This window comes from Serratia sp. MMO-28 (genome assembly GCF_037199905.1).
In the GTDB taxonomy this organism is placed as follows: Bacteria; Pseudomonadota; Gammaproteobacteria; order Enterobacterales; family Enterobacteriaceae; genus Chania; species Chania oryzae.
Genome location: NZ_JBBCVB010000014.1, coordinates 61472 through 84230, shown reverse-complemented (window position 1 = coordinate 84230; position 22759 = coordinate 61472). Strand labels below are relative to the sequence as shown.

23 protein-coding genes are annotated in these 22759 nt (G+C 52.0%); 13 read left to right on the top strand and 10 right to left on the bottom strand.

The window, feature by feature from the left end:
- The first annotated feature begins 6 nt into the window (after positions 1-6).
- Positions 7-1335 carry a murein hydrolase activator EnvC gene (envC, locus tag WG891_RS14045; RefSeq protein ID WP_156293233.1) on the top strand — a complete coding sequence of 443 codons (1329 nt, stop codon included), beginning with the start codon at positions 7-9 and terminating at the stop codon, positions 1333-1335.
- 1 nt (position 1336) lies between these two features.
- On the top strand, positions 1337-2287 hold the full coding sequence (locus WG891_RS14040; RefSeq protein ID WP_337263244.1) for a divergent polysaccharide deacetylase family protein: 951 nt from the start codon (positions 1337-1339) through the stop codon (positions 2285-2287).
- Between the two features lie 35 nt (positions 2288-2322).
- Here the strand turns inward: WG891_RS14040 and tdh are convergent, their stop codons facing one another.
- The gene (tdh, locus tag WG891_RS14035; protein WP_337263245.1) at positions 2323-3348 is read right to left on the bottom strand and encodes an L-threonine 3-dehydrogenase; all 1026 of its coding nucleotides are present in this window, start codon (positions 3346-3348) and stop codon (positions 2323-2325) included.
- Between the two features lie 9 nt (positions 3349-3357).
- Positions 3358-4554, bottom strand: coding sequence for a glycine C-acetyltransferase (gene kbl, locus WG891_RS14030; protein WP_076943966.1), 1197 nt, complete (start codon positions 4552-4554; stop codon positions 3358-3360).
- Between the two features lie 240 nt (positions 4555-4794).
- On the opposite strand from kbl, the gene rfaD reads away from it, so the two are divergent.
- The 5 genes from rfaD to WG891_RS14005 are packed head-to-tail and all read left to right on the top strand — an operon-like array spanning position 4795 to position 9909.
- Complete coding sequence (gene rfaD, locus WG891_RS14025) at positions 4795-5727, top strand: ADP-glyceromanno-heptose 6-epimerase (protein ID WP_076943965.1); 933 nt, start codon at positions 4795-4797, stop codon at positions 5725-5727.
- Between the two features lie 22 nt (positions 5728-5749).
- The gene (gene rfaF / locus WG891_RS14020) at positions 5750-6796 is read left to right on the top strand and encodes an ADP-heptose--LPS heptosyltransferase RfaF (protein WP_337263246.1); all 1047 of its coding nucleotides are present in this window, start codon (positions 5750-5752) and stop codon (positions 6794-6796) included.
- 2 nt (positions 6797-6798) lie between these two features.
- Entirely contained in the window at positions 6799-7782 is a 984-nt protein-coding gene (gene rfaC, locus WG891_RS14015) for a lipopolysaccharide heptosyltransferase RfaC (protein WP_337263247.1), read from the top strand.
- Between the two features lies 1 nt (position 7783).
- Positions 7784-8707 carry a glycosyltransferase family 2 protein gene (locus WG891_RS14010; RefSeq protein ID WP_337263248.1) on the top strand — a complete coding sequence of 308 codons (924 nt, stop codon included), beginning with the start codon at positions 7784-7786 and terminating at the stop codon, positions 8705-8707.
- Positions 8695-9909 carry an O-antigen ligase family protein gene (locus tag WG891_RS14005; protein ID WP_337263249.1) on the top strand — a complete coding sequence of 405 codons (1215 nt, stop codon included), beginning with the start codon at positions 8695-8697 and terminating at the stop codon, positions 9907-9909. The genes WG891_RS14010 and WG891_RS14005 overlap by 13 nt, the downstream gene beginning before the upstream one ends.
- A gap of 41 nt (positions 9910-9950) precedes the next feature.
- Here the strand turns inward: WG891_RS14005 and WG891_RS14000 are convergent, their stop codons facing one another.
- From WG891_RS14000 to WG891_RS13990, 3 genes are read right to left on the bottom strand one after another with little or no spacing between them, the layout of a single operon-like run.
- The gene (locus WG891_RS14000) at positions 9951-11033 is read right to left on the bottom strand and encodes a glycosyltransferase (protein ID WP_337263250.1); all 1083 of its coding nucleotides are present in this window, start codon (positions 11031-11033) and stop codon (positions 9951-9953) included.
- A 1-nt stretch (position 11034) separates the two neighbouring features.
- Positions 11035-12159, bottom strand: coding sequence for a glycosyltransferase family 9 protein (locus WG891_RS13995; protein WP_337263251.1), 1125 nt, complete (start codon positions 12157-12159; stop codon positions 11035-11037).
- A gap of 1 nt (position 12160) precedes the next feature.
- A complete protein-coding gene (locus WG891_RS13990) occupies positions 12161-13126 on the bottom strand; it encodes a polysaccharide deacetylase family protein (RefSeq protein ID WP_337263252.1) in 966 nt (321 codons plus the stop codon).
- A gap of 210 nt (positions 13127-13336) precedes the next feature.
- Here WG891_RS13990 and rfaQ point away from each other — a divergent pair, with 210 nt between their 5' ends.
- The 3 genes from rfaQ to WG891_RS13975 are packed head-to-tail and all read left to right on the top strand — an operon-like array spanning position 13337 to position 16643.
- Positions 13337-14419 (top strand): putative lipopolysaccharide heptosyltransferase III, encoded by a 1083-nt coding sequence (gene rfaQ / locus WG891_RS13985; protein WP_337263253.1) that lies wholly within the window; start codon positions 13337-13339, stop codon positions 14417-14419.
- Positions 14416-15543: a glycosyltransferase family 4 protein gene (locus tag WG891_RS13980; RefSeq protein WP_337263254.1), complete on the top strand. Its 1128-nt coding sequence runs from the start codon at positions 14416-14418 to the stop codon at positions 15541-15543. Before rfaQ ends, WG891_RS13980 begins: the two co-directional genes overlap by 4 nt.
- 2 nt (positions 15544-15545) lie before the next feature.
- Positions 15546-16643 (top strand): glycosyltransferase, encoded by a 1098-nt coding sequence (locus WG891_RS13975; protein ID WP_337263255.1) that lies wholly within the window; start codon positions 15546-15548, stop codon positions 16641-16643.
- A gap of 33 nt (positions 16644-16676) precedes the next feature.
- Here the strand turns inward: WG891_RS13975 and WG891_RS13970 are convergent, their stop codons facing one another.
- Entirely contained in the window at positions 16677-17690 is a 1014-nt protein-coding gene (locus WG891_RS13970; RefSeq protein ID WP_337263256.1) for a glycosyltransferase family 9 protein, read from the bottom strand.
- Positions 17691-17813: 123 nt separating this feature from the next.
- On the opposite strand from WG891_RS13970, the gene waaA reads away from it, so the two are divergent.
- Genes waaA through coaD form a run of 3 tightly spaced genes read left to right on the top strand, consistent with a single transcriptional unit; the run spans position 17814 to position 20354 of the window.
- A complete protein-coding gene (gene waaA, locus WG891_RS13965; protein WP_337263257.1) occupies positions 17814-19091 on the top strand; it encodes a lipid IV(A) 3-deoxy-D-manno-octulosonic acid transferase in 1278 nt (425 codons plus the stop codon).
- Positions 19092-19865 (top strand): glycosyltransferase family 2 protein, encoded by a 774-nt coding sequence (locus tag WG891_RS13960; RefSeq protein ID WP_337263258.1) that lies wholly within the window; start codon positions 19092-19094, stop codon positions 19863-19865.
- A gap of 3 nt (positions 19866-19868) precedes the next feature.
- Positions 19869-20354: a pantetheine-phosphate adenylyltransferase gene (coaD, locus tag WG891_RS13955; RefSeq protein WP_337263259.1), complete on the top strand. Its 486-nt coding sequence runs from the start codon at positions 19869-19871 to the stop codon at positions 20352-20354.
- Here the strand turns inward: coaD and mutM are convergent, their stop codons facing one another.
- The 4 genes from mutM to radC all read right to left on the bottom strand — a co-directional run bounded on the left by mutM (position 20355) and on the right by radC (position 22612).
- Positions 20355-21164, bottom strand: coding sequence for a bifunctional DNA-formamidopyrimidine glycosylase/DNA-(apurinic or apyrimidinic site) lyase (gene mutM, locus WG891_RS13950; protein ID WP_076943950.1), 810 nt, complete (start codon positions 21162-21164; stop codon positions 20355-20357).
- 79 nt (positions 21165-21243) lie between these two features.
- Positions 21244-21411 (bottom strand): 50S ribosomal protein L33, encoded by a 168-nt coding sequence (rpmG, locus tag WG891_RS13945; RefSeq protein ID WP_004392084.1) that lies wholly within the window; start codon positions 21409-21411, stop codon positions 21244-21246.
- Between the two features lie 16 nt (positions 21412-21427).
- A complete protein-coding gene (rpmB, locus tag WG891_RS13940; RefSeq protein ID WP_004931195.1) occupies positions 21428-21664 on the bottom strand; it encodes a 50S ribosomal protein L28 in 237 nt (78 codons plus the stop codon).
- Between the two features lie 264 nt (positions 21665-21928).
- Entirely contained in the window at positions 21929-22612 is a 684-nt protein-coding gene (radC, locus tag WG891_RS13935; RefSeq protein WP_337263260.1) for a RadC family protein, read from the bottom strand.
- Between the last annotated feature and the right edge of the window lie 147 nt (positions 22613-22759).

The window sequence follows — 22759 nt, the reverse complement described above, 5'->3', positions numbered from 1 at the left end:
TTCTCCATGAGGGAGAAGGCGAATTTTGCACTGGTCATCCGAGGCGCAAACTCAGGCAGCCAATCGCTGCCTGAACGCTCTGCGTTACGGAAGTTGACCACCGTTTGCGCCAGCGTGCTTTTCGCTGGCGCATTACTATTGCCGCTAGCCAGCAACGCGGCAGAAGACAACAAATCCCAGCTCAAAGACCTGCAACAGAGCATCGCCGAAAAAGAAAAAGCGGTTAAACAACAGCAACAACAGCGCAGCTCATTGCAAGAGCAACTCAAACTGCAGGAAAAAACCATCGCACAGGCCAGCCGCTCGCTGCGAGATACCCAAAGTACGCTCACCGAACTGAGCAAAGATATTTCTGGCCTGAATACCTCGATCGCCAAGCTGCAAAAACAACAGTCTACTCAGCAGGAAATGCTCGCCAAACAGCTCGACGCTGCGTTCCGTCAAGGGCAGCACAGCGCGTTGCAACTGATCCTCAGCGGTGAAGAGAGCCAGCGCAGCGAACGTATTCTGGCCTATTTCAGCTATCTGAATGAAGCGCGCCAACAGTCGATTGAACAGCTGAAACAAACCCGCGCACAGCTGGCCAAGCAGAAAGGCACGCTGGTAACCAAACAGGGCCAACAGAAATCGTTACTCGACGAACAGCAAACCCAGCAGCAGAAGCTGGAACAGGCGCGTAGCGCACGCAAGAAAACCCTAACGGCGCTGGAAGCCTCGCTGGAAAAAGATCAGCAGCGGCTGGTAGAGCTGCGCCAGAACGAAACCCGCCTGCGTGACCAGATCGCCCGCGCCGAGCGCGAAGCCCGTGCGCGTGCAGAACGCGAAGCCCGGGAAGCCGCCAAAGTGCGTGAACAGGTGCGTGCTAAAGAGCAGCAGGCGAAGAAAACCGGTACCCGCTATCAGCCAAGTGAAGGCGAACGTTCATTGATGGCGCGCACCGGCGGCTTGGGCCGCCCTGAAGGGCAGGCCATCTGGCCAGTACGTGGCCGCACCGAACATCGCTTTGGCGAACCGCTGCAAGGTGAATTACGCTGGAAAGGGATGGTGATCTCGGCAGCGGAAGGCAGTGAAGTAAAAGCCATCGCCGATGGCCGCGTTCTGCTGGCCGACTGGCTGCAAGGCTATGGCCTGGTAGTGGTGATCGAGCACGGTAAGGGCGACATGAGCCTGTATGGCTACAACCAGAGTGCATTGGTCAGCGTCGGGGCGCAGGTGCGCGCTGGCCAGCCTATCGCCCTCGTCGGCACCAGCGGTGGCCAGGGAACACCATCGCTCTATTTCGAAATCCGCCGCCAGGGTCAGGCCGTTAACCCACTGCCGTGGTTGGGAAGATAGAGTGCACTATTCCAAATTGCGTACTGCCGTCCTGCTGGGCTCCCTGTTGCTGGCCTGTTTCGCACAGGCCGGGAAACTGTCCATCGTGATTGATGATGTCGGCTATCGCCCGCACGAAGAAAATGCCGTGCTGCAAATGCCGACAGCCGTCTCCGTCGCCGTGCTGCCCAACGCCCCGCACGCGCGGATGATGGCAACCAAAGCCCACGGCCAGGGGCGTGAAGTGCTGATCCATATGCCGATGGCCCCGCTCAGCAAGCAATCGTTGGAACCCAATACGCTGCAACCCTCGATGAGCAGTGAAGAAATTCAGCGCCTCATCCGTAATGCGGTGAATAACGTGCCCTATGCCGTGGGCATGAACAACCATATGGGCAGCGCGATGACCTCCAGCCTGCCCGGTATGCAGCGGGTGATGCAGGCGCTTGACGGCTATCAGCTCTATTTTCTCGACAGCATGACCATCGGTAACAGCCAGGCGACGCACGCGGCAGCCGGCACCCACGTCAAGGTCATCAAACGTAAAGTGTTTCTTGACGATACCGCCAACCCGGACGATATCCGCCGCCAGTTCAACCGTGCGGTTGATTTGGCGCGCCGCAGCGGTTCCGCCATCGCCATCGGCCACCCGCGCCCGGCAACGGTGAAGGTGCTGCAACAGATGCTGGCCACGTTACCGGGCGATATCGTGCTGGTCAAACCCAGCGCTCTGCTGAATGAACCGCAGCAAAGCGCTGGCAGCTATGTTCCACCGCCGAAGCCACACACCACTCAGCCGAAGAATCCGTTTACCGGTGCCATCAAGCAGTGCAAGGTTAAACTGCCGAAAGAGAAAGTGGATGCCAGCCGAGTGCTGATGGTGATCGGGGAGAGCGTGGCGCAGTCACCGGTGGTGCTGTTGCTCAAACATCGTTGGCAGTATTGGTTAGGGTCGGAGCAATCTAAGCCGTAAGATTAATAGGCGGAGCACCAGCTCCGCCTATTACATTAGTCCCAGCTCAATACCACTTTCCCAGACTGGCCCGAACGCATGGCGTCAAAGCCCTGCTGGAAGTCATCGATCGAGAAACGGTGGGTGATCATCGGCGTCAGATCCAGACCAGACTGGATCAATGCCGCCATTTTGTACCAGGTTTCGAACATCTCGCGGCCATAAATCCCTTTGATAAACAGCCCTTTGAAGATCACCTGATTCCAGTCGATGGACATATCCGACGGCGGAATTCCCAGCATCGCAATACGGCCACCGTGATTCATGGCATTAAGCAGCGTGCGGAAGGCAGGCGGCGCACCGGACATCTCCAGCCCCACGTCGAACCCTTCGGTCATCCCCAATTCGGCCATCACGTCATTCAGGTTTTCTTTGCTGACGTTAACCGCACGCGTCACGCCCATCTTGCGTGCCAGATCCAGGCGATATTCATTTACGTCAGTGATCACCACATGGCGTGCACCCACGTGTTTGCACACGGCGGCGGCCATAATGCCGATCGGGCCAGCGCCGGAAACCAGCACGTCTTCACCCACCAGATCGAAAGACAGCGCGGTGTGCACCGCATTACCAAACGGATCGAAGATCGAGGCCAATTCATCGGAAATATTGTCGGGGATTTTGAACGCGTTAAAGGCCGGGAGCACCAGATATTCCGCGAATGCCCCAGGGCGATTCACCCCTACGCCAATGGTGTTGCGGCACAGATGCGTGCGGCCAGCGCGGCAGTTGCGGCAATGCCCACAGGTGATATGCCCTTCGCCGGACACGCGATCGCCAATGCTGAAGCCTTTGACTTCCTGGCCGATCGCCACCACTTCACCCACGTATTCGTGGCCAACCACCATCGGTACCGGAATGGTTTTCTGCGACCAGTCATCCCAGTTGTAGATGTGCATATCGGTGCCGCAGATGGCGGTTTTGCGGATTTTGATCATCACATCGTTGTGGCCCAGTTCAGGCTCTGGCACATCGGTCAGCCAAATGCCTTCTTCCGCTTTCAATTTTGACAATGCTTTCATGGGATTACCTTATGCAATAACGCCAAGTTCTTTACCGATACGAATAAACGCAGCAACGGCACGCTCAATCTGTTCCGGTGAATGATCAGCAGACATCTGGGTGCGGATACGTGCCTGGCCTTTCGGCACCACCGGATAGAAGAAACCCGTTACATAAATGCCTTCCTTGAGCAAGGCGTTGGCGAAATCCTGTGCCAATTTTGCTTCGCCCAACATCACCGGGATGATGGCGTGATCGGCACCGGCAAGCGTAAAACCTGCCGCTGTCATTTTTTCACGGAACAGACGTGCGTTGGCCCACAGGCGATCGCGCAGCGCATCCCCCTCCTCCAGCAGTTCCAGCACCTTGATCGACGCAGCGACGATCGCCGGAGCCAGTGAGTTGGAGAACAGATACGGGCGCGAACGCTGGCGCAGCCACTCCACCACCTCTTTCTTCGCCGCGGTATAGCCGCCGGAAGCCCCGCCGAGCGCCTTACCCAGCGTGCCGGTGATAATATCGACGCGGCCCATGACCTCGCAGTATTCGTGCGTTCCACGCCCGTTGGCACCGACAAAACCCACCGCGTGAGAGTCGTCCACCATCACCAGCGCGTTATATTCATCAGCCAGATCGCACACGCCTTTCAGGTTGGCAATCACGCCGTCCATCGAGAACACCCCATCGGTGGCAATCATAATATGGCGAGCGCCATCCGCCTTGGCTTGCTTGAGTTGCGCAGCCAGTTCGTTCATATCATTGTTGGCATAGCGATAACGCTTGGCTTTGCACAGGCGCACACCGTCAATGATCGAGGCGTGATTCAGCGCATCGGAGATAATGGCATCCTCCGGGCCGAGCAGGGTTTCAAACAGGCCACCGTTAGCATCGAAGCAGGAGGAGTAGAGAATGGCATCTTCCATGCCCAGAAAACCCGCCAGCTTCTGCTCCAGCTGTTTATGGCTGTCCTGCGTGCCGCAGATAAAGCGCACCGATGCCATGCCGAAACCATGGCTGTCCATGCCCGCCTTGGCGGCGGCAATCAGGGCCGGGTGGTTTGCCAATCCCAGATAGTTGTTGGCGCAGAAATTGATCACATGGCGGCCATCAGCGACGGCGATATCAGCCTGTTGCGCAGAAGTGATAATGCGCTCTTCTTTAAACAGCCCTTCGGCACGGGTAGTCGCAAGCTGTTGTTCCAGTTGCTGATAAAAGGACGTGGACATTCGGTAATCTCCAGAATAGGGTCGTTTTCAACATATTTTACTGATTTGCCAGCAAACTGACGACAATGAGCAGTAGAGAATATGAAAAGTGCAGCAGATATCACGGCAAATTATGGCATAGGCCCATCGAGCAGGATATTAAGAGCCGTTCCGCTGTTCCCAATGGCATGAAATGCTATTATAGGCAGCATATAGGGTGGGGCATTGTGCGTCACCGGGCAGAATACAGGGGTGAACCCAATGATTATCGTCACTGGCGGTGCCGGCATGATCGGCAGCAATATCATAAAGGCACTGAATGACACCGGGTATCGCGATATCCTGGTGGTGGATAACCTGAAAGACGGCACCAAATTTGTCAATCTGGTGGATCTGGATATTGCCGACTATATGGACAAAGAAGATTTCATCGCCAGCATCATGGCCGGTGACGATCTGGGTGATATCGACGCCATTTTCCACGAAGGTGCCTGTTCGTCCACTACCGAGTGGGACGGCAAGTACATGATGGATAACAACTATCAATACTCCAAAGATATCCTGCACTTCTGCCTGGATCGCCAAATCCCGTTCCTGTACGCCTCTTCTGCCGCCACCTACGGCGGGCGGACAGATAACTTTATCGAAGAGCGCCAGTACGAGCAGCCGCTGAACGTTTACGGCTATTCCAAATTCCTGTTCGACCAATACGTGCGTGAAATCCTGCCACAGGCAGAGTCACAGGTGTGTGGTTTCCGTTACTTCAACGTTTATGGCCCGCGCGAAGGCCACAAAGGCAGCATGGCCAGCGTAGCGTTCCATCTGAACAACCAGATTAAGCGTGGTGAGAACCCAAAACTGTTCTCTGGCAGTGAAAACTTCAAGCGTGACTTCATCTACGTGGGTGACGTTGCTGCGGTCAACCTGTGGTTCTGGCAGAACGGCGTATCCGGCATCTTCAACTGTGGCACCGGCCGGGCAGAAACCTTCCAGGCGGTGGCCGATGCGGTAGTGGAATACCACCAGACCGGTGCGGTGGAATACATTGAATTCCCTGAAAAACTGAAAGGCCGCTACCAGGCATATACCCAGGCCGATCAGACCAAACTGCGTGCGGCGGGTTACAGTGCACCATTTAAAACGGTCGCCGAAGGCGTCAAAGAATATATGGCCTGGTTGAATCGCACCGCTTAAGCGGAAGGAACCTGTAAAGGGTATGAAAATACTGGTGATCGGCCCTTCGTGGGTTGGCGATATGATGATGTCGCAAAGTCTCTACCGCACCCTGAAGGCCGAATATCCGTCGGCGGACATTGATGTGATGGCACCCGCCTGGTGCCGCCCATTGCTGGCGCGTATGCCGGAAGTCAACCAGGCGCTGGCGATGCCGCTGGGCCACGGTAAATTAGGGCTGGGCGAGCGCCGCCGTTTGGGGCACAGCCTGCGCGCCAAAGGGTATGACCGCGCCTACGTGTTGCCCAATTCATTTAAATCTGCCCTGGTGCCATTCTTCGCCAACGTTCCGCAGCGCACCGGCTGGCGCGGGGAAATGCGCTATGGCCTGCTCAACGACATCCGTGCGTTGGATAAAGCCGCCTTCCCGCTGATGGTGCAACGCTATGTTGCACTGGCCTATGACAAACAGCGGGTGCAGCGGGCCGAAGACTTACCACAGCCGCTGCTGTGGCCGCAACTGCAGGTGAGTGACGAAGAGATTGCCGAAACCACCTCCGCCTTTAACCTCAGCGACCACCGGCCGATTATCGGTTTTTGCCCTGGGGCGGAATTTGGCCCGGCAAAACGCTGGCCGCACTACCATTACGCCGCGCTGGCGCAACAGCTTATCGACCAAGGCTATCAGATCGCCCTGTTTGGTTCGGCCAAAGATCATGAAGCCGGTGAGCAGATCCGCGCCGCACTGGCCGAAGAGGCGCGGGATTTCTGCCGCAATCTGGCCGGGGAAACCCAGTTGGAACAGGCGGTCATTCTGCTGGCTGCCTGCCAGGCGGTAGTCAGCAATGATTCAGGATTGATGCACGTTGCCGCAGCGTTGAACAAACCATTGATAGCATTGTATGGCCCAAGCAGCCCAGACTTCACGCCACCGCTGTCCAATAAGGCAAAAGTCATCCGCCTGATCAGCGGCTATCATAAAGTCCGTAAGGGTGATGCCGATCAGGGCTATCACCAGAGCCTGATCGACATTCAACCACAGCAGGTGTTAGACGCGCTGACGCCGTTACTTGCCGCCAGCGAGGAATAATCATGCAGGTTCTGATCGTCAAAACCTCATCCATGGGGGATGTGCTTCATACGCTGCCCGCCTTGACCGACGCGATGCATGCCATCCCCGGCATCCGTTTTGACTGGGTGGTGGAAGAAGGGTTCAGCCAGATCCCCACCTGGCATCCGGCGGTGGATCGCGTAATTCCGGTGGCCATTCGCCGCTGGCGCAAAAACTGGTTCGGCCCCGAAGCCCGTCAGCAGCGTTGCGATTTCAAACGCCAGGTGCAAGAACGCAACTATGACATCGTGATCGACGCTCAGGGTTTGATGAAAAGCGCGGCGCTGGTAACCCGTATTGCCCACGGCAGCAAGCACGGCCCAGACTGCAAAAGCGCCCGTGAGCCATTTGCCAGTTGGTTCTATAATCATCGTCACCAGATAGATAAGCAGCAGCATGCGGTAGAACGTATCCGTGAGCTGTTCGCCAAAAGCCTGGGCTATGAAAAACCACAAAACACCGGTGACTACGCCATTGCTGCCCGCTTTCTCAGCCAACCGCCTGCGGACGCCGGGCAATACCTGGTTTTTCTGCACGCCACCACGCGTGATGAAAAACACTGGCCGGAAGCAAACTGGCGCGAATTGATTGAATTGGTCGCCGCTACCGGGCTGAAGATCAAACTGCCATGGGGAGCCACGCATGAGTATCAGCGCGCTTTACGGTTGGCGGAAGGGTTTGAACATGTTGAAGTGCTGCCGAAACTCAGCCTACAGCAGGTGGCCGAAGTGCTGGCCGGTGCAAAAGGCGTGGTGTCGGTGGATACCGGGCTCAGTCATCTGACCGCCGCACTGGATCGCCCAAATATTACGCTGTTCGGCCCTACCGATCCGGGGTTGATTGGGGGGTATGGGCGGAATCAGCATGTCTGCCGCCCTGAAGTAGGAAGCGACATGGCTGATATCGGCGCACAACAGGTTATGGGGGAGTTAACCCCTATCCTGACCCTAGAGGACATACGCTAATATGCCCACACAGAATATTCTGCTCAGCATCATTATTGCTGCACACAATAGCGCTAACTACCTGCGCGACACACTGCAAAGCCTGCTCGACGCGCTAGGTGAAAGCATCGTGAAGTGCGAGATCCTTTTGGTGAATGATGCTTCAACGGATAATAGCGGGGAATTGCTCGCCGATTTCGCCCAAGCACTTCCTCAAGCTCGTTATTTCAGCGTAGAATTCAAAAATATTGGTAAAGTACGTCATTTCGCCGTGGCACACAGTCATGGTGAATACATCACTATGCTCGACAGTGACGACCAGCTAAAAAGCGGCTCTCTGAATGAAATAAACGCTTTTCTAGGCAACAATAAGCCCGACCTATTGTTAACAAAGCTGCATGAGGTACGCGATCTTACCAAGGCAGATAAAAACTGGCACGGTTTGCAAACAGAATATCTGACCCGGGATGAAGCGATTACACGTTTCCTGCTCCATAAAGATTTTCAAGCACATTTGATTGGGCAGTTTATCAAGCGTACTCTCCTGCAAGCTAATCCGATCCCTGAGTTTACCTGCTACGAAGATTTTTATGTATTCCCACAAATTCTCACACAATCCCAACATATTGTATTCTCGCGCGCGAGTCATTATCTCTATATAAAGCGAAATTCAAGCCTATCGAATTCACCCTCAGCAGAAAAAATACATAATTTGTTTTTGTGTACTGAAAAAATGGACACACTGTTTGGTCCCAAGTTTCATGATTTGGTATTATGCCATTGGCTAGACATTGAACTAAAACAGAAAATTTGGATCAAACAAAGCGTGATGTTGGATACTTTGAGTAAAAAAGTACGTGAAACTCGTTGTCTTGGGTTTTTCATCAATCCAGCGATAAGATTCAGCTATAAGAGAAAAGCGGCAAAGTTATTATGGAAAAAATAGGGCAAAGATTGTACTTCATCAGTTTCATACTGGCCATTTTATCTATTGTTTTTACTTTGATTATTACGGCCCGTCAACGTGAGCTTTTCTATTTCTCGTTCTACGTTGCCATGTTTGGTCTTTTCGTCGAAAGAAAAAATATCCGCTTACCAAAGATGGATATTTCTTATGCTCTCATCATGATAGGGCTCGTTAAAATCATCTGGACACTGGTGCTTTATCGCCATACGCAGGGATATGGCTATGGCGATACACAGTTAGATGCAGGTAAAAAACTGGTGGTAGGTGGGGTGTTGATTTTTTATATAACCCAGTTCTCGCATTATTTAACTACGTTCAACTATCGCCAATATTTACTGGCTGCATTTACTATGGCTTTTGTACTAGCGACAAGCTACGGCCTCGTTCAGATTTATCATGGTATTGAGCGTATCGATCTCAGTACCAACCGAGCAACCATCGCAGCCTATATCTATTCTACACTTTCAATACTGCTTATCTATCTATTGATCAAGCTAAAACAGAATGCAGGCTATCGCATTGCAGTAGCGGCGATAATTATTAGCTCATTCCTGATTATAGTCATGACGGGAACACGCGCCGCGATACTCTCGCATCTGTTACTTATTCTACTGATGATGTTGTTCCACTTCCGCAAAATCCATCTTAAACCGCTACTGATTGTCATAGCCTTGGTGGGGGTTGTGGGTATCGCTTCCTACGGTAAATATATTAAGCCCAAGATCGAACAAACCAGTACCGAAATCATGTTGTATCAGAAAGGCAACGATGATTCATCGCTAGGTTCCCGTTTCTCATTATGGCGTGTCGGGCTAGAAATATTCTCACAACATCCTTTCGGTAATACCGTTGAAGCTCGCCAGAAGCAAGCGGCCGAAATTGTCGCTCATGATCCCAAAAATCAAACGGCTCTGGCCTATATCACCTCACACCTGCATGACGAACTGCTTGAGGCCGCCTCACTACAAGGTATTGTTGGCCTACTGACAGTGCTATTTTTCTACGGGTATATCCTCACAAAGTCGTTGGTTCAGAGAAATACCCCGTTGCTGATGATTGGCTGCTGCATGGTGGTTTATGGTTTAACAGATGTTTTGCTAATTAGTGCAGAATCATTACTGTTCTATATGGTATGTATCGCACTATTTGCAAGAAATAATCCAGTAACGCCAGAGTCATGATAATTTAGCCCGGTTCGGAGTTCCGCGAACCGGGCTAAATACTATTTCCCATGGTAACTTTTCAGGATACTGTCAAGAGCCTGTCTGAAATTCAAGTAGTAACTATCGTCGTAAAACTTAGCAATGGATTGTTTGATCTGTGCTTGGTTAATCATGATTTCCCCATTAACTAAGCCCTGCAAGATCTTCGTCAACTCAGCCCGTTGCTTGACCGGATACAAATGGCCGTTAATGCCATCAATAACGTCTGCAGGGCCCGTTGGGCAATCTGAACTCACGCAATACACACCGTGAGCCATAGCCTCCAGTAAGGTCATCGGTAACCCTTCAAACGCTGAGGTCAATACTAATGCCTTGAGATCGCCAATATTCGTTTTAGCGTAGAGCCAAGGCAGTGCTTGCCAGCCATGCCACAGAACTCGACCAGAAAGGCCTTTTTTTTCAGCATATTGCTGGCACTGGAGCAAATCCGCACCGCTCCCTACTATGTGCAGCCGCCAGTCTCCTTGCAAGGCTACCAGCGAATCCAGCAGGTCTTTCAACCGTTTTTGCCCTTCAAAAATGACACGGCCAATATAAATAAAATTAGCAGGTGAAACGCTAACTGGAATAGTATCCTCAGTTTTTTTCACCGGATTAAAAACGGTATAGATATCCCTCTCTTTTACCCCAAGCTCCCGAACTTGCTGATTAATACCGTTGCTAATCACCAAGTGCGCGTCGGCTTTGAGGATGTAAGTGTATTTGTAGAGATCATATAATGAGAAATGTAGCCAAGAAGCAATAGGATATCGGCCCAGACACAGTTTTCTAGAGACGTTGGCGATATAACAAGAAAGGGTGTCTAGGGCGATAACCAAGTCCGGTTTACTTCTACGCAGGAAACTGGATAAGGCAAATGCAAAATGCAGTCGCCTTAGCTTAGTGTTACGCACCGTTGAGGCAACCATCTGGACGTTTAATCCCGCATACCACTGCTCATCTACCTCTCCTTTTTCATTGAAGAAGACAAAATCAACCTTAGTATCAGGATTATTTACCGCAATCAGTTCAACCAATCTTTTACATACGGTTTCCATCCCACCGTAACCACTCAAAGCATACCCTGTAATCACAATGTTCATTTCAACCCTTCACTGTGTCAAAGCTATTCTTTGCCGAAGTAACACACATTTTTTCTAATATCCCATATACCTGATCCACGGGAATAATCGACAATGGCTGTTCAGGGTGCCTGCTCAACGCATGGTGGTGACTGCAGGAGAGATCGATCACATGATGTAATTCTTTATTTTGATAAGGGCCGGTAAATTTAGGGCTGGCGGTAACAAACAGACTGATGGTCGGTATTTTCAACGCAACGGCTAAATGCAGTGGACCTGTATCACCTGTCAACAGCACATCTAAAGAATCAATTACGCCAATTAATTGTGGCAACGAAGTTTTACCCACATAATTGCTCACGCGCTGCTGTTGAACACTGTTCAGACCGGCCAGTAAAGTATCAGCCAGCTCGCGATCAGCACGAGAACCAATGATCACGATCTCGCACTTATCATCATGAGAATCAATAAGTCTCTTAGCCAACTCGGTGAAGTAACTCACAGGCCAACAACGCTCTCGGGTTGAAGCGCCCATATTAAATCCGATCCGTATCCGCCCGACGGGTTTGGCCAACCTCTCAAATGAGCAGGGGATTTCCATTTCTATCTTGGAAGTATCCCCCCCAAGAAACTGCATCAAATCCAGTTTACGCTGAATCAGATGCCCACTAAAGTTCAATGAACAACTGATCACCCAGGAATCTAATTCCTTGGGCAAGGTCAGATAATTATCCCTCAGGATATATTGGCAACCCGCTAAAGCCGCACTGAGAATATCGTAAGGCAGATGGCCATGCAAAATAACCGCCAGTTCAGGTTTGTGCTTGCGGATTTTACACACGGCCTGCATCATATCCCGGAATTTATTATTCCAGAAAATAACCTCATCAAAACACGAGTAATCCTTTACCATCGCATAATTAACGGTACCCGCAACTAACGTAATATGGGCATCAGGGTAACGCTGGCGTAAAGCCCGCATCGTTGGGGTATTAAACATAAAATCCCCCAAGGCTGTCGTAGAATATACTACGATGCGTTTGAATGGATAGTCAGGACTCAACGATTTTTTCGGTTTTATATTGCCAAACAGCAAATTATAAACAGATAAAAACCAATGAGCATACTTCATTTTTCTGATTTTCATGTTAAGAACCAGTTTTCATCTGCTTTTGATAATATTCAGCCAACGTCATTCCCACCGTACGTTGCTGCAACCAACTAAAAAGTTGCTCCAAATCGCGATACAAGGCTTCAATATCCTGCTCGGTTTTAAACGTCGGGCTCCCGCCGGGCATAAACTCAGAGGAGTGCAGCATAAATTCAACGTAGTCATTGCCTTCGGCCAGCGAACGCTGCACAACCTGTTTCATTTGCTCCACATTGCCCCCAGCAGGGCGCAACCAGTGCACCGACGGGGAGCGTTTTTTCCCACGCAGGCTATCATAGCCCTGTTTTAGCGCATTCATCAGCGCCGAATGTTTATATTGAATACTCATCGGTACTTCTAGCAACGTCGAATGACCGGGTTTGGCAATATCTTGCGGATCGATAAAATAAGCCTGCGACGGGAAATGGCGATAATCAGTGCCCCCCTTACCCTGCGGATTACCCGGTGAGTATTGCCAGTTAACACGTGGCGTAACGGAACAATCGACCTGATAGCCATACTCCAGCAATAATGAGGCATAAAATTCGTTAAACGCCCAGCGCCCCGCTCGGTGGCTGAGCATTTTGGTCTGGAAAGCATCTTCCAGCAGCTTGGTCATATGATCAACTTTGGCACGGATCTGCTCAGCAGGATATTCAATCAAATAGGGCTTATGGCACCAGTCATCATCAGTGAGCGGCGTCAGCGGCGGGCTGTTCCAGGCATGCAGATGCATCCCCACTTCACCGGTTCCGCGAACAATCACATCACGAGCGAATTCAACGTATTCCGCATCCACCGCCATTTCATAGTTGGTGAGATAAACCGGCTTAAAGGCATATTTTTCGCACAGCGCCTGAAAGCGCGGTAGAAAACGCGTGTTCTCGGTCGAAATACGATCGTGGTTTTGCCACAGATTATCGCCTTCGGTATCAATCGTGATAAGAAACGCCGGTTTGGTCATAAATATCGAGCCTGATATCAACGGAATACATTATGTTACGCAGCCTGTTTAGCAAGGGCAAACAACTTTACTGCCTCGTTTGGACAACACAGTGCCGCATTTATCTCCAGAACCGATTATTTTTATGTGGCTGGCAAGAAAATCGAGCAACAGTAGCCACATGCGATCGGGTCATTTAGAATCAGTGATTGGTTTCCCTAAAAGCGACTGATGATGAACGATGCGCCTGCCCTAACGCCTGCCATGCCAGTGCAACGGATTTTGCTTATTAAACTTCGCCATCACGGCGATATGCTGCTAACGACACCAGTCATCAATACCCTGCGGCAAAACTACCCCAATGCGCAGATCGATATCCTGCTATACCAAGAAACACAGGATATGCTGGCCAGCAATCCGGCACTGTCACAAATATTGGTCATCGATCGCCAATGGAAAAAACAGGGAACCAAAGAACATCTCGCCCACGAACTGAAGCTGATCCGCCAGTTGAAAGCGCAACATTACGACCTGGTGGTTAACCTTGCCGATCAATGGCGTAGCGCACTCCTCGCTAAGCTGACCGGCGCACGTATCCGCCTGGGTTTTGACTTCCCGAAACGCCGCGGCTTTTTATGGCGCCATTGTCATACCCATCTGGTGCCAGTAGCCGACCATGCCCATCTGCATACCGTTGAACAGAACCTTTCGCTGTTGCAACCGCTCGGTCTGCCTACCGTTAGCCAGCAGGTAACCATGAGCTATAGCCCGCAGGACGAGCAAATCAGCCGGCAGCTTTTACAACAAAAAGGCATCACCAGTGCCTATATCGTGGTACAACCCACTTCACGCTGGTTCTTCAAGTGCTGGAGTGAAGAAAAGATGGCGGCAACCATCAGCGCACTGCAGGCCGATGGGCACCAATTGGTGATCACCTCAGGGCCAGACGCCAAAGAACAGCAGATGGTCGCTCGGATACTGGAACAGTGCCCAGCGCAAGGGGTGGTTTCTTTGGCCGGGCAGTTGACCTTGCGCCAGCTTGCTGCACTGATCGATCACGCAACATTATTTATCGGCGTAGATTCCGTCCCGATGCATATGGCCGCTGCGCTGCAAACCCCTTGCGTTGCGCTGTTCGGGCCGTCCAAACTGGTATTCTGGCGCCCCTGGCAGGCGATCGGCCAGGTTATCTGGGCTGGAGACTACGGTACATTGCCCGACCCTGATGCCATCAATACCGGTACCGATGAGCGTTATCTCGACCTTATTCCTACAGACGCGGTGCTTGCAGCCGCGCGGAGCACGCTTGCATGAAAGCATTTCGCTTGGCGATTGTCCGCCAAAAATACCGCCCGGATGGCGGGGCAGAGCGTTTCGTTTCCCGTGCCCTGGAGGCGCTGGAGCAACAAGATCTGGAGCTGAACGTCATCACCCGCGAATGGCAGGGTGATACCAACCCGAATTGGCATATCCACCTGTGTAACCCGATAAAGTTCGGGCGCATCAGCCGTGAACGCGGCTTTGCCGAAGCGGCCAGGGCATTGTGGCAGAAAGAAAATTTCGATCTGGTACAAAGCCACGAACGCATTCCCGGCTGTGATATCTACCGCGCCGGTGATGGGGTGCATCGCCGCTGGCTGCTGCAACGCGCACGCCTGCTGCCAGAGTGGCGGCGCAAATGGCTGTTTTCCAATCGCTATCATCGCTATGTGATGTGTGCCGAGCGCGCCATGTATGCCGCACCTGAACTGAAAGCCGTGATTTGTAACGCAGAGATGATCAAGCAGGAGATCGTTGACGATTTCGGCGTCCCTGCCGACAAAGTCACGGTGATCTACAACGCTATCGATAATCAGACATTTTTACCGGCCAGCGAACAACAACGGCAACAGCTGCGCACGCAATACCACCTTCCCCAGCAGGCGCATTGCCTGATCTTTGTAGGTTCAGGCTTTGAACGTAAAGGCCTAGCGGCAGCCATCCGCGCGATCGCCCCGACCGAAAGTTACTTACTCGTCGTTGGCAAAGATAAAGCGGAGAAGCGTTACCGCGCGCTGGCGCAATCGCTGGGCTGTAGCGATCGGGTACGCTTTATGGGGGTGCAAAAACACACGTTGCCGTTTTATCAGGCCGCGGATGCCCTGCTGCTGCCAACGCTCTATGATCCTTTCCCTAACGTGATTCTGGAAGCGATGTCATGCGGATTACCGGTGATCACCAGCACCACCTGCGGCGGTGCTGAATTTATCACGCCAGGGAAAAACGGTTTTGTCACCGATGCGCTGGATGTCAACGCCATCACCGACGCCATTCATGCTTTACCACAACAGGTGCTGGGCTCAAGCATGGCAGAAGCGGCTAGGTTGCGCATCATGCCTGCCACGCCAGCCCATCTCTCACAGCAATTGATTAATCTTTACAACCGACTTCTGGACTGATTATGCGTATCCTGATGATTATCGACGGTTTGCCCGGCGGCGGCGCAGAAAAAGTGGTGCTGACACTGAGCCAGGGTATGCAGCAAATGGGGCATGACGTTAGCCTGATTTCACTGCGTGACGTGTGTAACTACCCGATTCCCGCAGGCATCCATTATCAGGTAATGGCGGATACCAGCCGCAAACCCTGGCGTAAGCTGACCGAACTGAGGCGCCGTGCCAAAATGCTCGACCAAGCGATCGCCACCAACGAGCAACAGCATGGCAGTTACGATCTGGTGTTCTCAAACCTGCATAAAACCGACCGCATCGTCAGCCACAGCAAAGTACTTTCTTCTGAGCAGTTGTGGTTCTGTATCCACGGCATTCTCTCGACGTCCTACTTGGGCCACCGTACCGGTCTTGATCGCTGGCTGAAAAAGCGCAAGGTTGCCCGTGTTTATCAGGGTCAGAATATCGTTGCCGTCTCGCAGGCCGTGGGGAATGACCTGCGGCAAAACCTGTTGATTCAACCTAAGCAACTTGCCGTCATCAACAACCCGTTCGATATTGATGCGATCGCACAACAGGCGGCGGAACCCTGCCAGTTGGCAGGCCAAGAATATCTGATCCACGTGGGCCGTTTTCATCCGCATAAACGTCACGATCGCCTGCTGAAAGCCTATGCGCTTTCCGGCATCCAGGCTCCGCTAGCTTTGGTGGGAACAGGCGATGAACAGCACACCAATGCCATCAGAAAATTGGCCTTTGAGCTCAATATTGCCGATCGCGTGCTATTTCTCGGTTTTCAAGCTAACCCTTATCCCTTGATCAAACATGCAGCGATGCTGGTGCTCAGTTCAGACAGTGAGGGGTTCGGTAACGTACTGATTGAAGCATTGCTGTGTAATACTCCGGTAGTCAGCACCCGCTGCCCTGGTGGGCCAGAGGAAATTTTAGAAAATAATGGCATGGGTCATGCGTTGGCAGAGCTGAATGAACAATCACTGGCAGATAAAATGGTGAAGATCTACGCCCAACCACCGGAGATTAATCACCAGCAGTTGTTAAGCTATGGCCTGCAACCTATTTGCCAACAGTATTTGGCGTTAAAGAAATAACTAAAATGGCAGGACACTCCCTGCCATCAGGGGTTATTTCATCGCTTCAATGCTGTGCCACACTTCTTCGATGGGAATATCACTACAATCTCCCGATTCAGCCTGTAATATTTGGTACTTCCCTGACCATGGATGCCACTCTTCCTGACTCGTCTCACCGAAAAATACCACTTGGTTTTTATTCAGCGCGGCAGCCAAATGCATCTGGCCACCATCACTGCACAATACCAGATCGCAGAGATCAAACGCGGCTAACAACTCACGCACCGAAGTCGTGGGATAGAGCGCGACACGCCCATTCTGGCATTGCTTCAGTAGCAACTCAGCCCTTTTCTGATCGCCGATATCATCCGGTGCCAAAGCCCCCTGTGGTGACCAAAAAATCAGCACAGAGGTTTGCGGATCAGCAGTCAGACGGCGGATGATCTCGGCATAACGCTCCAAAGGCCACGTGCTCTTTTCTCTTCGATTACTGAAATGCACCGCATAAATATGCGAACTCTCTGGCAACAGAACGTTTAGACGCTGGGCAGCGGCCTGACGTTCATCCTCACTGAGATAAACACGCACGGGCGGAATCGGGATGGTTTTATCAGTAATCGCAGAAAGATAACTGAAGGCATATTCAACCTGATGTTTGCCATGAAAATCCTCCTTACGAAAAGCATGAGTGATTTCAGGCTTACCTAAATCAGCACCGATAATATGTTTCGCTCCAGCCATCTTTGCCAGCCGCAGGCTATATTTACAAGGGACAGGGTTGGCCAGAATCGCCGCATCAAACTTTATTTTTCGTAGCTGCAAAAATATCATTAAGCGTTCAAAATAAACGCCCAGCGTCGTTTCATGCTTTGCCTTGTGCTTTGCCTTTTTATAAACAAATACCTGCTCGATATTTGGGTTGTTTTTCACCACATCCTGACTGACTTTATTGATTAACAAATAAACTTTGGCCTCAGGATAGGCAATTTTTACCCCTTCAATCAATGGAGTGGTACAAACGAGGTCGCCAATGTTGTCGCGGCGAATAATTAAAATATTCTTCATTCCAAACCTTGCGGCGAAACTCTCGCCTGTTGTCCCAACCTGACACCCAGGTTACCAAATTAGCGCCTTTCCCTTACGGTTATGATACTATTCTGGGTAACCCATATAAATGAAATTGATAGAATGCTGCTCCGTTTATATCAGGTACTACTCTACCTTATACAACCCCTGATCTGGCTCCGCCTACTGCTGCGTAGCCGCAAAGCCCCAGCCTACCGTAAACGCTGGGCAGAACGCTATGGCTTCTGCGCTGGGAAAGTGGTGCCGGGTGGTATTATGCTGCATTCCGTTTCTGTCGGCGAAACGCTGGCCGCCATTCCGCTCGTGCGTGCATTACGCCACCGCTACCCTTATTTACCGATTACTGTGACCACAATGACGCCGACGGGTTCCGAACGCGTGCAGTCTGCTTTCGGTAACGACGTGCATCATGTCTATCTGCCTTATGATCTGCCCGGTTCTATGCGTCGCTTTCTCGATCAGGTGAATCCGAAGCTGGTTATTATCATGGAAACCGAGCTCTGGCCAAATCTGATCAATGCGCTACACCAGCGCCAAATCCCGCTGGTGATTGCCAATGCCCGCCTTTCAGCCCGTTCGGCCGCCGGTTATAGAAAAATCAGCGGTTTTATTCGCCATATCCTGCAGCGCATTACCCTGATCGCAGCTCAAAATGAGGAAGATGGTGATCGTTTTATCGAATTGGGCCTGAAACGTTCGCAGCTCACGGTGACTGGCAGCCTGAAATTCGATATTTCCGTTACGCCGGAATTGGCGGTACGCGCGGTGACGCTGCGCCGCCAGTGGGCACCGCGTCGCCCGGTGTGGATCGCCACCAGTACCCACGAAGGGGAAGAAACCATTCTGCTGGAAGCCCATCGCAAACTGCTGGAAAAGCACCCTGACCTGCTGCTGATTCTGGTGCCACGCCATCCTGAACGCTTCGCCATCGCCAAAGAGCTGACGCAGAAATCAGGTTTCAGCTACACCACGCGCAGCAGCGGTGAAATTCCTTCCAGCAGCACGCAGGTGGTGATTGGCGATACTATGGGTGAATTGATGCTGTTGTACGGTATTGCCGATCTGGCTTTTGTCGGCGGCAGCCTGGTGGAGCGCGGTGGACATAATCCGTTAGAAGCGGCAGCGCACGCGATCCCGGTGCTGATGGGCCCGCACATCTTCAACTTCAAGGATATCTGCGCCAAGCTCTCGCAGGCCGGTGGATTGATTGCCGTTACCGATGTGGATTCTCTGGTGAAAGAAGTCACAATGCTACTCACTGATGAAGACTATCGCCGCTACCACGGCCGCCATGCGGTTGAAGTGCTGTATCAGAATCAGGGAGCGCTGCAGCGCCTGCTGCAACTACTGGAACCCTACCTGCCGCCACGGAGCCACTAGATGAGCAGCCGCAAAAGCCTGTCGGTGGTGATCATTGCCAAAAACGAAGCCGAACTGCTGCCTGATTGCCTGCAATCGGTGGCTTGGGCGGATGAAATCATCGTGCTTGATTCTGGTAGCCAGGATGGTTCTGTCGCTTTGGCGGAAAGCCTGGGAGCTAAAGTCTTTACCGATACCAACTGGCAGGGTTTCGGCAAACAGCGCCAAAAAGCACAAAGCTATGCTACCCAAGATTACGTTCTGATGATCGATGCCGATGAACGCATTACGCCGGAGCTGCGCCAATCTATAGAGCATGCGCTGACCATAGCGGACGACAACGTGGTATACAGCCTGGGTCGCCGCAACCTGTTCCTCGGCCGCTTTATGCGCCACAGCGGCTGGTACCCTGATCGGGTTAATCGCCTTTATGCCAACCAACGCTATCGTTACAACGACGACCTGGTGCATGAATCTCTTAATATCAACGGGGCCAAAGTGGTGCCGCTGAAAGGCGATCTGCTGCACCTGACCTGCCGTGATTTTTTTGCTTTCCAGCGCAAACAGTTACATTACGCCGAACAATGGGCTGCCCAGCGCCATCAGGCCGGTAAAAACTGTGGTTTTATGTCTATTCTCACGCACACGCTAGGGGCGTTTTGCAAAACCTGGCTGCTACGCGCCGGTTTCCTCGACGGTAAACAGGGCTTGCTGTTAGCGGTGGTCAACGCGCAATATACCTTTAATAAATATGCCGCCTTGTGGGCGTTGGACCGTAATTACACTGAGAAGTGAATCATGAGCAGCAAAGCCATCTACCCAGGAACCTTCGACCCGATGACTAACGGTCATCTGGACTTGGTGACACGCGCTTCATTGATGTTTGACCACGTGATTCTGGCGATTGCCGCCAGCCCGAGCAAAAAGCCGCTGTTTACTTTAACAGAGCGCGTAGCATTGGCGACGCAGGTCACTTCACATCTGGATAATGTGGAAGTGCTTGGCTTCAGCGAGTTGATGGCGCACTTTGCCGCCCATCAGAACGCCAATATTCTGGTGCGCGGGCTGCGTGCAGTGTCTGATTTTGAATATGAATTGCAGTTGGCGAATATGAACCGCCATCTGATGCCTCAGCTTGAAAGCGTGTTCCTGATGCCATCCGAAGAGTGGTCATTTATCTCTTCTACGCTGGTGAAAGAAGTGGCGCGTCATGGTGGCGACATCTCGCCATTCCTGCCGGATGTCGTCACCAAGGCATTGATGGAAAAGCTCGCCGCAGAGTAATCAGTGCTGGCAGCTGCGGCAGAAAAAGGTGCTGCGCTGCCCGTGCTTGGCGCTTTCAATCAAGGTTCCACATACGCGGCAGGGTTCACCTGCTCGGCCATACACCTGCAATTCCTGCGCAAAATAGCCTGGTTTGCCGTCTGATTGCAGAAAATCGCGCAACGTAGTGCCCCCCTGCTCAATCGAACGCAGCAATACCGCCTTGATGGTCGCCACCAGCAGGTCTGCCTCCGCCTGACTCAGTGAACTGGCCTGGCGATCGGGCAGGATCCCGGCGGTAAACAGCGATTCACTGGCGTAGATATTCCCCACCCCCACCACCAGCTTGTTATCCATCAGCCAGGGTTTGATCGGTGTGCGTTTATTGCGTGATTTTTCATACAGATAGTTGCCATCGAACGCTTCGCTCAACGGTTCAGGGCCAAGATGGGCCAACACGCTGCTCGTTGCCAGATCTTCACACCACAACCAGGCACCGAAACGACGCGGATCGGTATAGCGCAGGATCATGCCGTTACTCATCACCAGATCGACATGATCGTGTTTGCCGGCTTCAGTTTCTTCCACCAACATACGCAAGCTGCCAGACATCCCCAGATGCACGATAATCCAACCGTAATCCAGCTCGATCAACAGATACTTGGCGCGGCGCTGCACGCTGCGCACCGGCCGATCGCTCAACGCCAGGATTTGTTCAGAGACAGGCCAACGCAGGCGGGCATTACGCACCACCGCATACTGGATATGATGCCCGACAAGGTAAGGTTCGATGCCGCGGCGGCTGGTTTCGACTTCTGGTAATTCAGGCATATCGCGCTCCCTTTCAGATACCTCAATCTTAGATAACAAAAAACCCGGCCTTGGCCGGGTTTTTATTAATCCACTAAAATTACTTGATTTTAGCTTCTTTGTAGATCACGTGTTGACGGACAACTGGATCGAATTTCTTCAGTTCCAATTTTTCCGGCTTAGTACGCTTGTTCTTCGTGGTGGTATAGAAGTGACCAGTACCAGCAGAAGAAACCAGCTTGATCTTCTCGCGAACACCTTTAGCCATGATTCAGTTCCTTTCCTTAATACTTCTCACCACGGGCACGCAGATCGGCCAAGACCGTCTCAATACCCTTCTTATCAATAACACGCATACCTTTAGCAGATACACGCAGAGTTACAAAGCGCTTCTCAGCCTCAACCCAAAAACGGTGTGAGTGCAGGTTAGGCAGAAAACGGCGTTTGGTCGCGTTCATTGCGTGGGAACGGTTGTTACCGCTCACCGGGCGCTTGCCAGTAACTTGGCAGACTCGGGACATGTCTATTCTCCAAAAATCAAATCAGCTCGAGCTTCGTATAGGGTATGGCCGCCTCGTCAGGCTTTTAGAGCCCATCTCAGCAAACTTCATACTGAGGAGACTCTCGTCATCAGGTCAGAAACTACACATCAGGTTAGAAACCTGCTGAGATAGGCTCTTAACGCCAAACCCAAGATTCTCAAAGGTGGCGTAGTATACGCTCTGAAGCGTAAGTGCTCAAGTCCCGAACAGCTAACGATCCCTCAAGGATCGCGAAAAAATAGCTTAAAGCCATCCGCGCTCGGCAAAAGAGACACATTCACCCCGGCCTATCACCAAATGATCGAGCACTCGGATCTCCAATAACCGGCAGGCATTCACCACTTGCTCGGTTATCAAACGGTCGGCGTGGCTGGGTTCAGCCTTACCCGAAGGGTGATTATGCGCCAGAATGATGGCGGCTGCATTAGCCTTCAACGCTTCACGCACAATTTCTCTCGGGTGTACGACGACGCTGCTGATGGTACCAGCAAACATCTCCTGATGGCGAATAACCCGGTGTTGATTGTCCAAAAACAACACTAAAAACACCTCACGTTCATGATGAACCAGCAAACTGTGCAGATAATGCTGGGTGACTTTCGGATTCAGCAACGCGTTTTCCAACAAATGCGGGCCAGAAAACAGCCGGAGAGCCAACTCCGAAATCGCCTGCAACTGCGCATAGGTGGCATTGCCCAACCCTTTCTGGCTGGTAAATTGTGCGTAATCTGCAGAAATCAGGTGGTACAGCGAACCAAAATGAGCCAGTAGGTGTTCTGCCCGTTGCAAAACGTGAATACCGGGTAAACCGGTGCGCAGGAAGATCGCCAACAGTTCCACGTCTGACAGCGCCGCCGCGCCGTCACGCATCAATTTCTCTCTTGGGGCCAATTCTCCCGGCCATAACGACATATCCTGGCTGCTCATCACCACCTCCCAGCAATCAGCCGAGCATGCCATGCGGCATTATGGATCGCGACAGGTGATTGATAACATTGCGAAGTATTGCGCAGAGTAGAATGTAACTGGCTGCATACACAGCAGAATCGCTCACCTCGCCAACGGTTATGCTAA

Coding starts and splice junctions, on each gene's coding strand:
- radC (WP_337263260.1), bottom strand. CDS start 22,612: ATGAGCAGCCAGGATATGTCGTTATGGCCGGGAGAATTGGCCCCAAGA.
- rfaF (WP_337263246.1), top strand. CDS start 5,750: ATGAAAATACTGGTGATCGGCCCTTCGTGGGTTGGCGATATGATGATG.
- tdh (WP_337263245.1), bottom strand. CDS start 3,348: ATGAAAGCATTGTCAAAATTGAAAGCGGAAGAAGGCATTTGGCTGACC.
- envC (WP_156293233.1), top strand. CDS start 7: ATGAGGGAGAAGGCGAATTTTGCACTGGTCATCCGAGGCGCAAACTCA.
- WG891_RS13960 (WP_337263258.1), top strand. CDS start 19,092: ATGAGCAGCCGCAAAAGCCTGTCGGTGGTGATCATTGCCAAAAACGAA.
- WG891_RS14000 (WP_337263250.1), bottom strand. CDS start 11,033: ATGAACATTGTGATTACAGGGTATGCTTTGAGTGGTTACGGTGGGATG.
- kbl (WP_076943966.1), bottom strand. CDS start 4,554: ATGTCCACGTCCTTTTATCAGCAACTGGAACAACAGCTTGCGACTACC.
- WG891_RS13990 (WP_337263252.1), bottom strand. CDS start 13,126: ATGACCAAACCGGCGTTTCTTATCACGATTGATACCGAAGGCGATAAT.
- WG891_RS13980 (WP_337263254.1), top strand. CDS start 14,416: ATGAAAGCATTTCGCTTGGCGATTGTCCGCCAAAAATACCGCCCGGAT.
- WG891_RS13975 (WP_337263255.1), top strand. CDS start 15,546: ATGCGTATCCTGATGATTATCGACGGTTTGCCCGGCGGCGGCGCAGAA.
- WG891_RS14005 (WP_337263249.1), top strand. CDS start 8,695: ATGGAAAAAATAGGGCAAAGATTGTACTTCATCAGTTTCATACTGGCC.
- rpmB (WP_004931195.1), bottom strand. CDS start 21,664: ATGTCCCGAGTCTGCCAAGTTACTGGCAAGCGCCCGGTGAGCGGTAAC.
- rfaQ (WP_337263253.1), top strand. CDS start 13,337: ATGATGAACGATGCGCCTGCCCTAACGCCTGCCATGCCAGTGCAACGG.
- rfaD (WP_076943965.1), top strand. CDS start 4,795: ATGATTATCGTCACTGGCGGTGCCGGCATGATCGGCAGCAATATCATA.
- coaD (WP_337263259.1), top strand. CDS start 19,869: ATGAGCAGCAAAGCCATCTACCCAGGAACCTTCGACCCGATGACTAAC.
- mutM (WP_076943950.1), bottom strand. CDS start 21,164: ATGCCTGAATTACCAGAAGTCGAAACCAGCCGCCGCGGCATCGAACCT.
- WG891_RS13995 (WP_337263251.1), bottom strand. CDS start 12,159: ATGAAAATCAGAAAAATGAAGTATGCTCATTGGTTTTTATCTGTTTAT.
- rpmG (WP_004392084.1), bottom strand. CDS start 21,411: ATGGCTAAAGGTGTTCGCGAGAAGATCAAGCTGGTTTCTTCTGCTGGT.
- WG891_RS13970 (WP_337263256.1), bottom strand. CDS start 17,690: ATGAAGAATATTTTAATTATTCGCCGCGACAACATTGGCGACCTCGTT.
- WG891_RS14010 (WP_337263248.1), top strand. CDS start 7,784: ATGCCCACACAGAATATTCTGCTCAGCATCATTATTGCTGCACACAAT.
- rfaC (WP_337263247.1), top strand. CDS start 6,799: ATGCAGGTTCTGATCGTCAAAACCTCATCCATGGGGGATGTGCTTCAT.
- waaA (WP_337263257.1), top strand. CDS start 17,814: ATGCTGCTCCGTTTATATCAGGTACTACTCTACCTTATACAACCCCTG.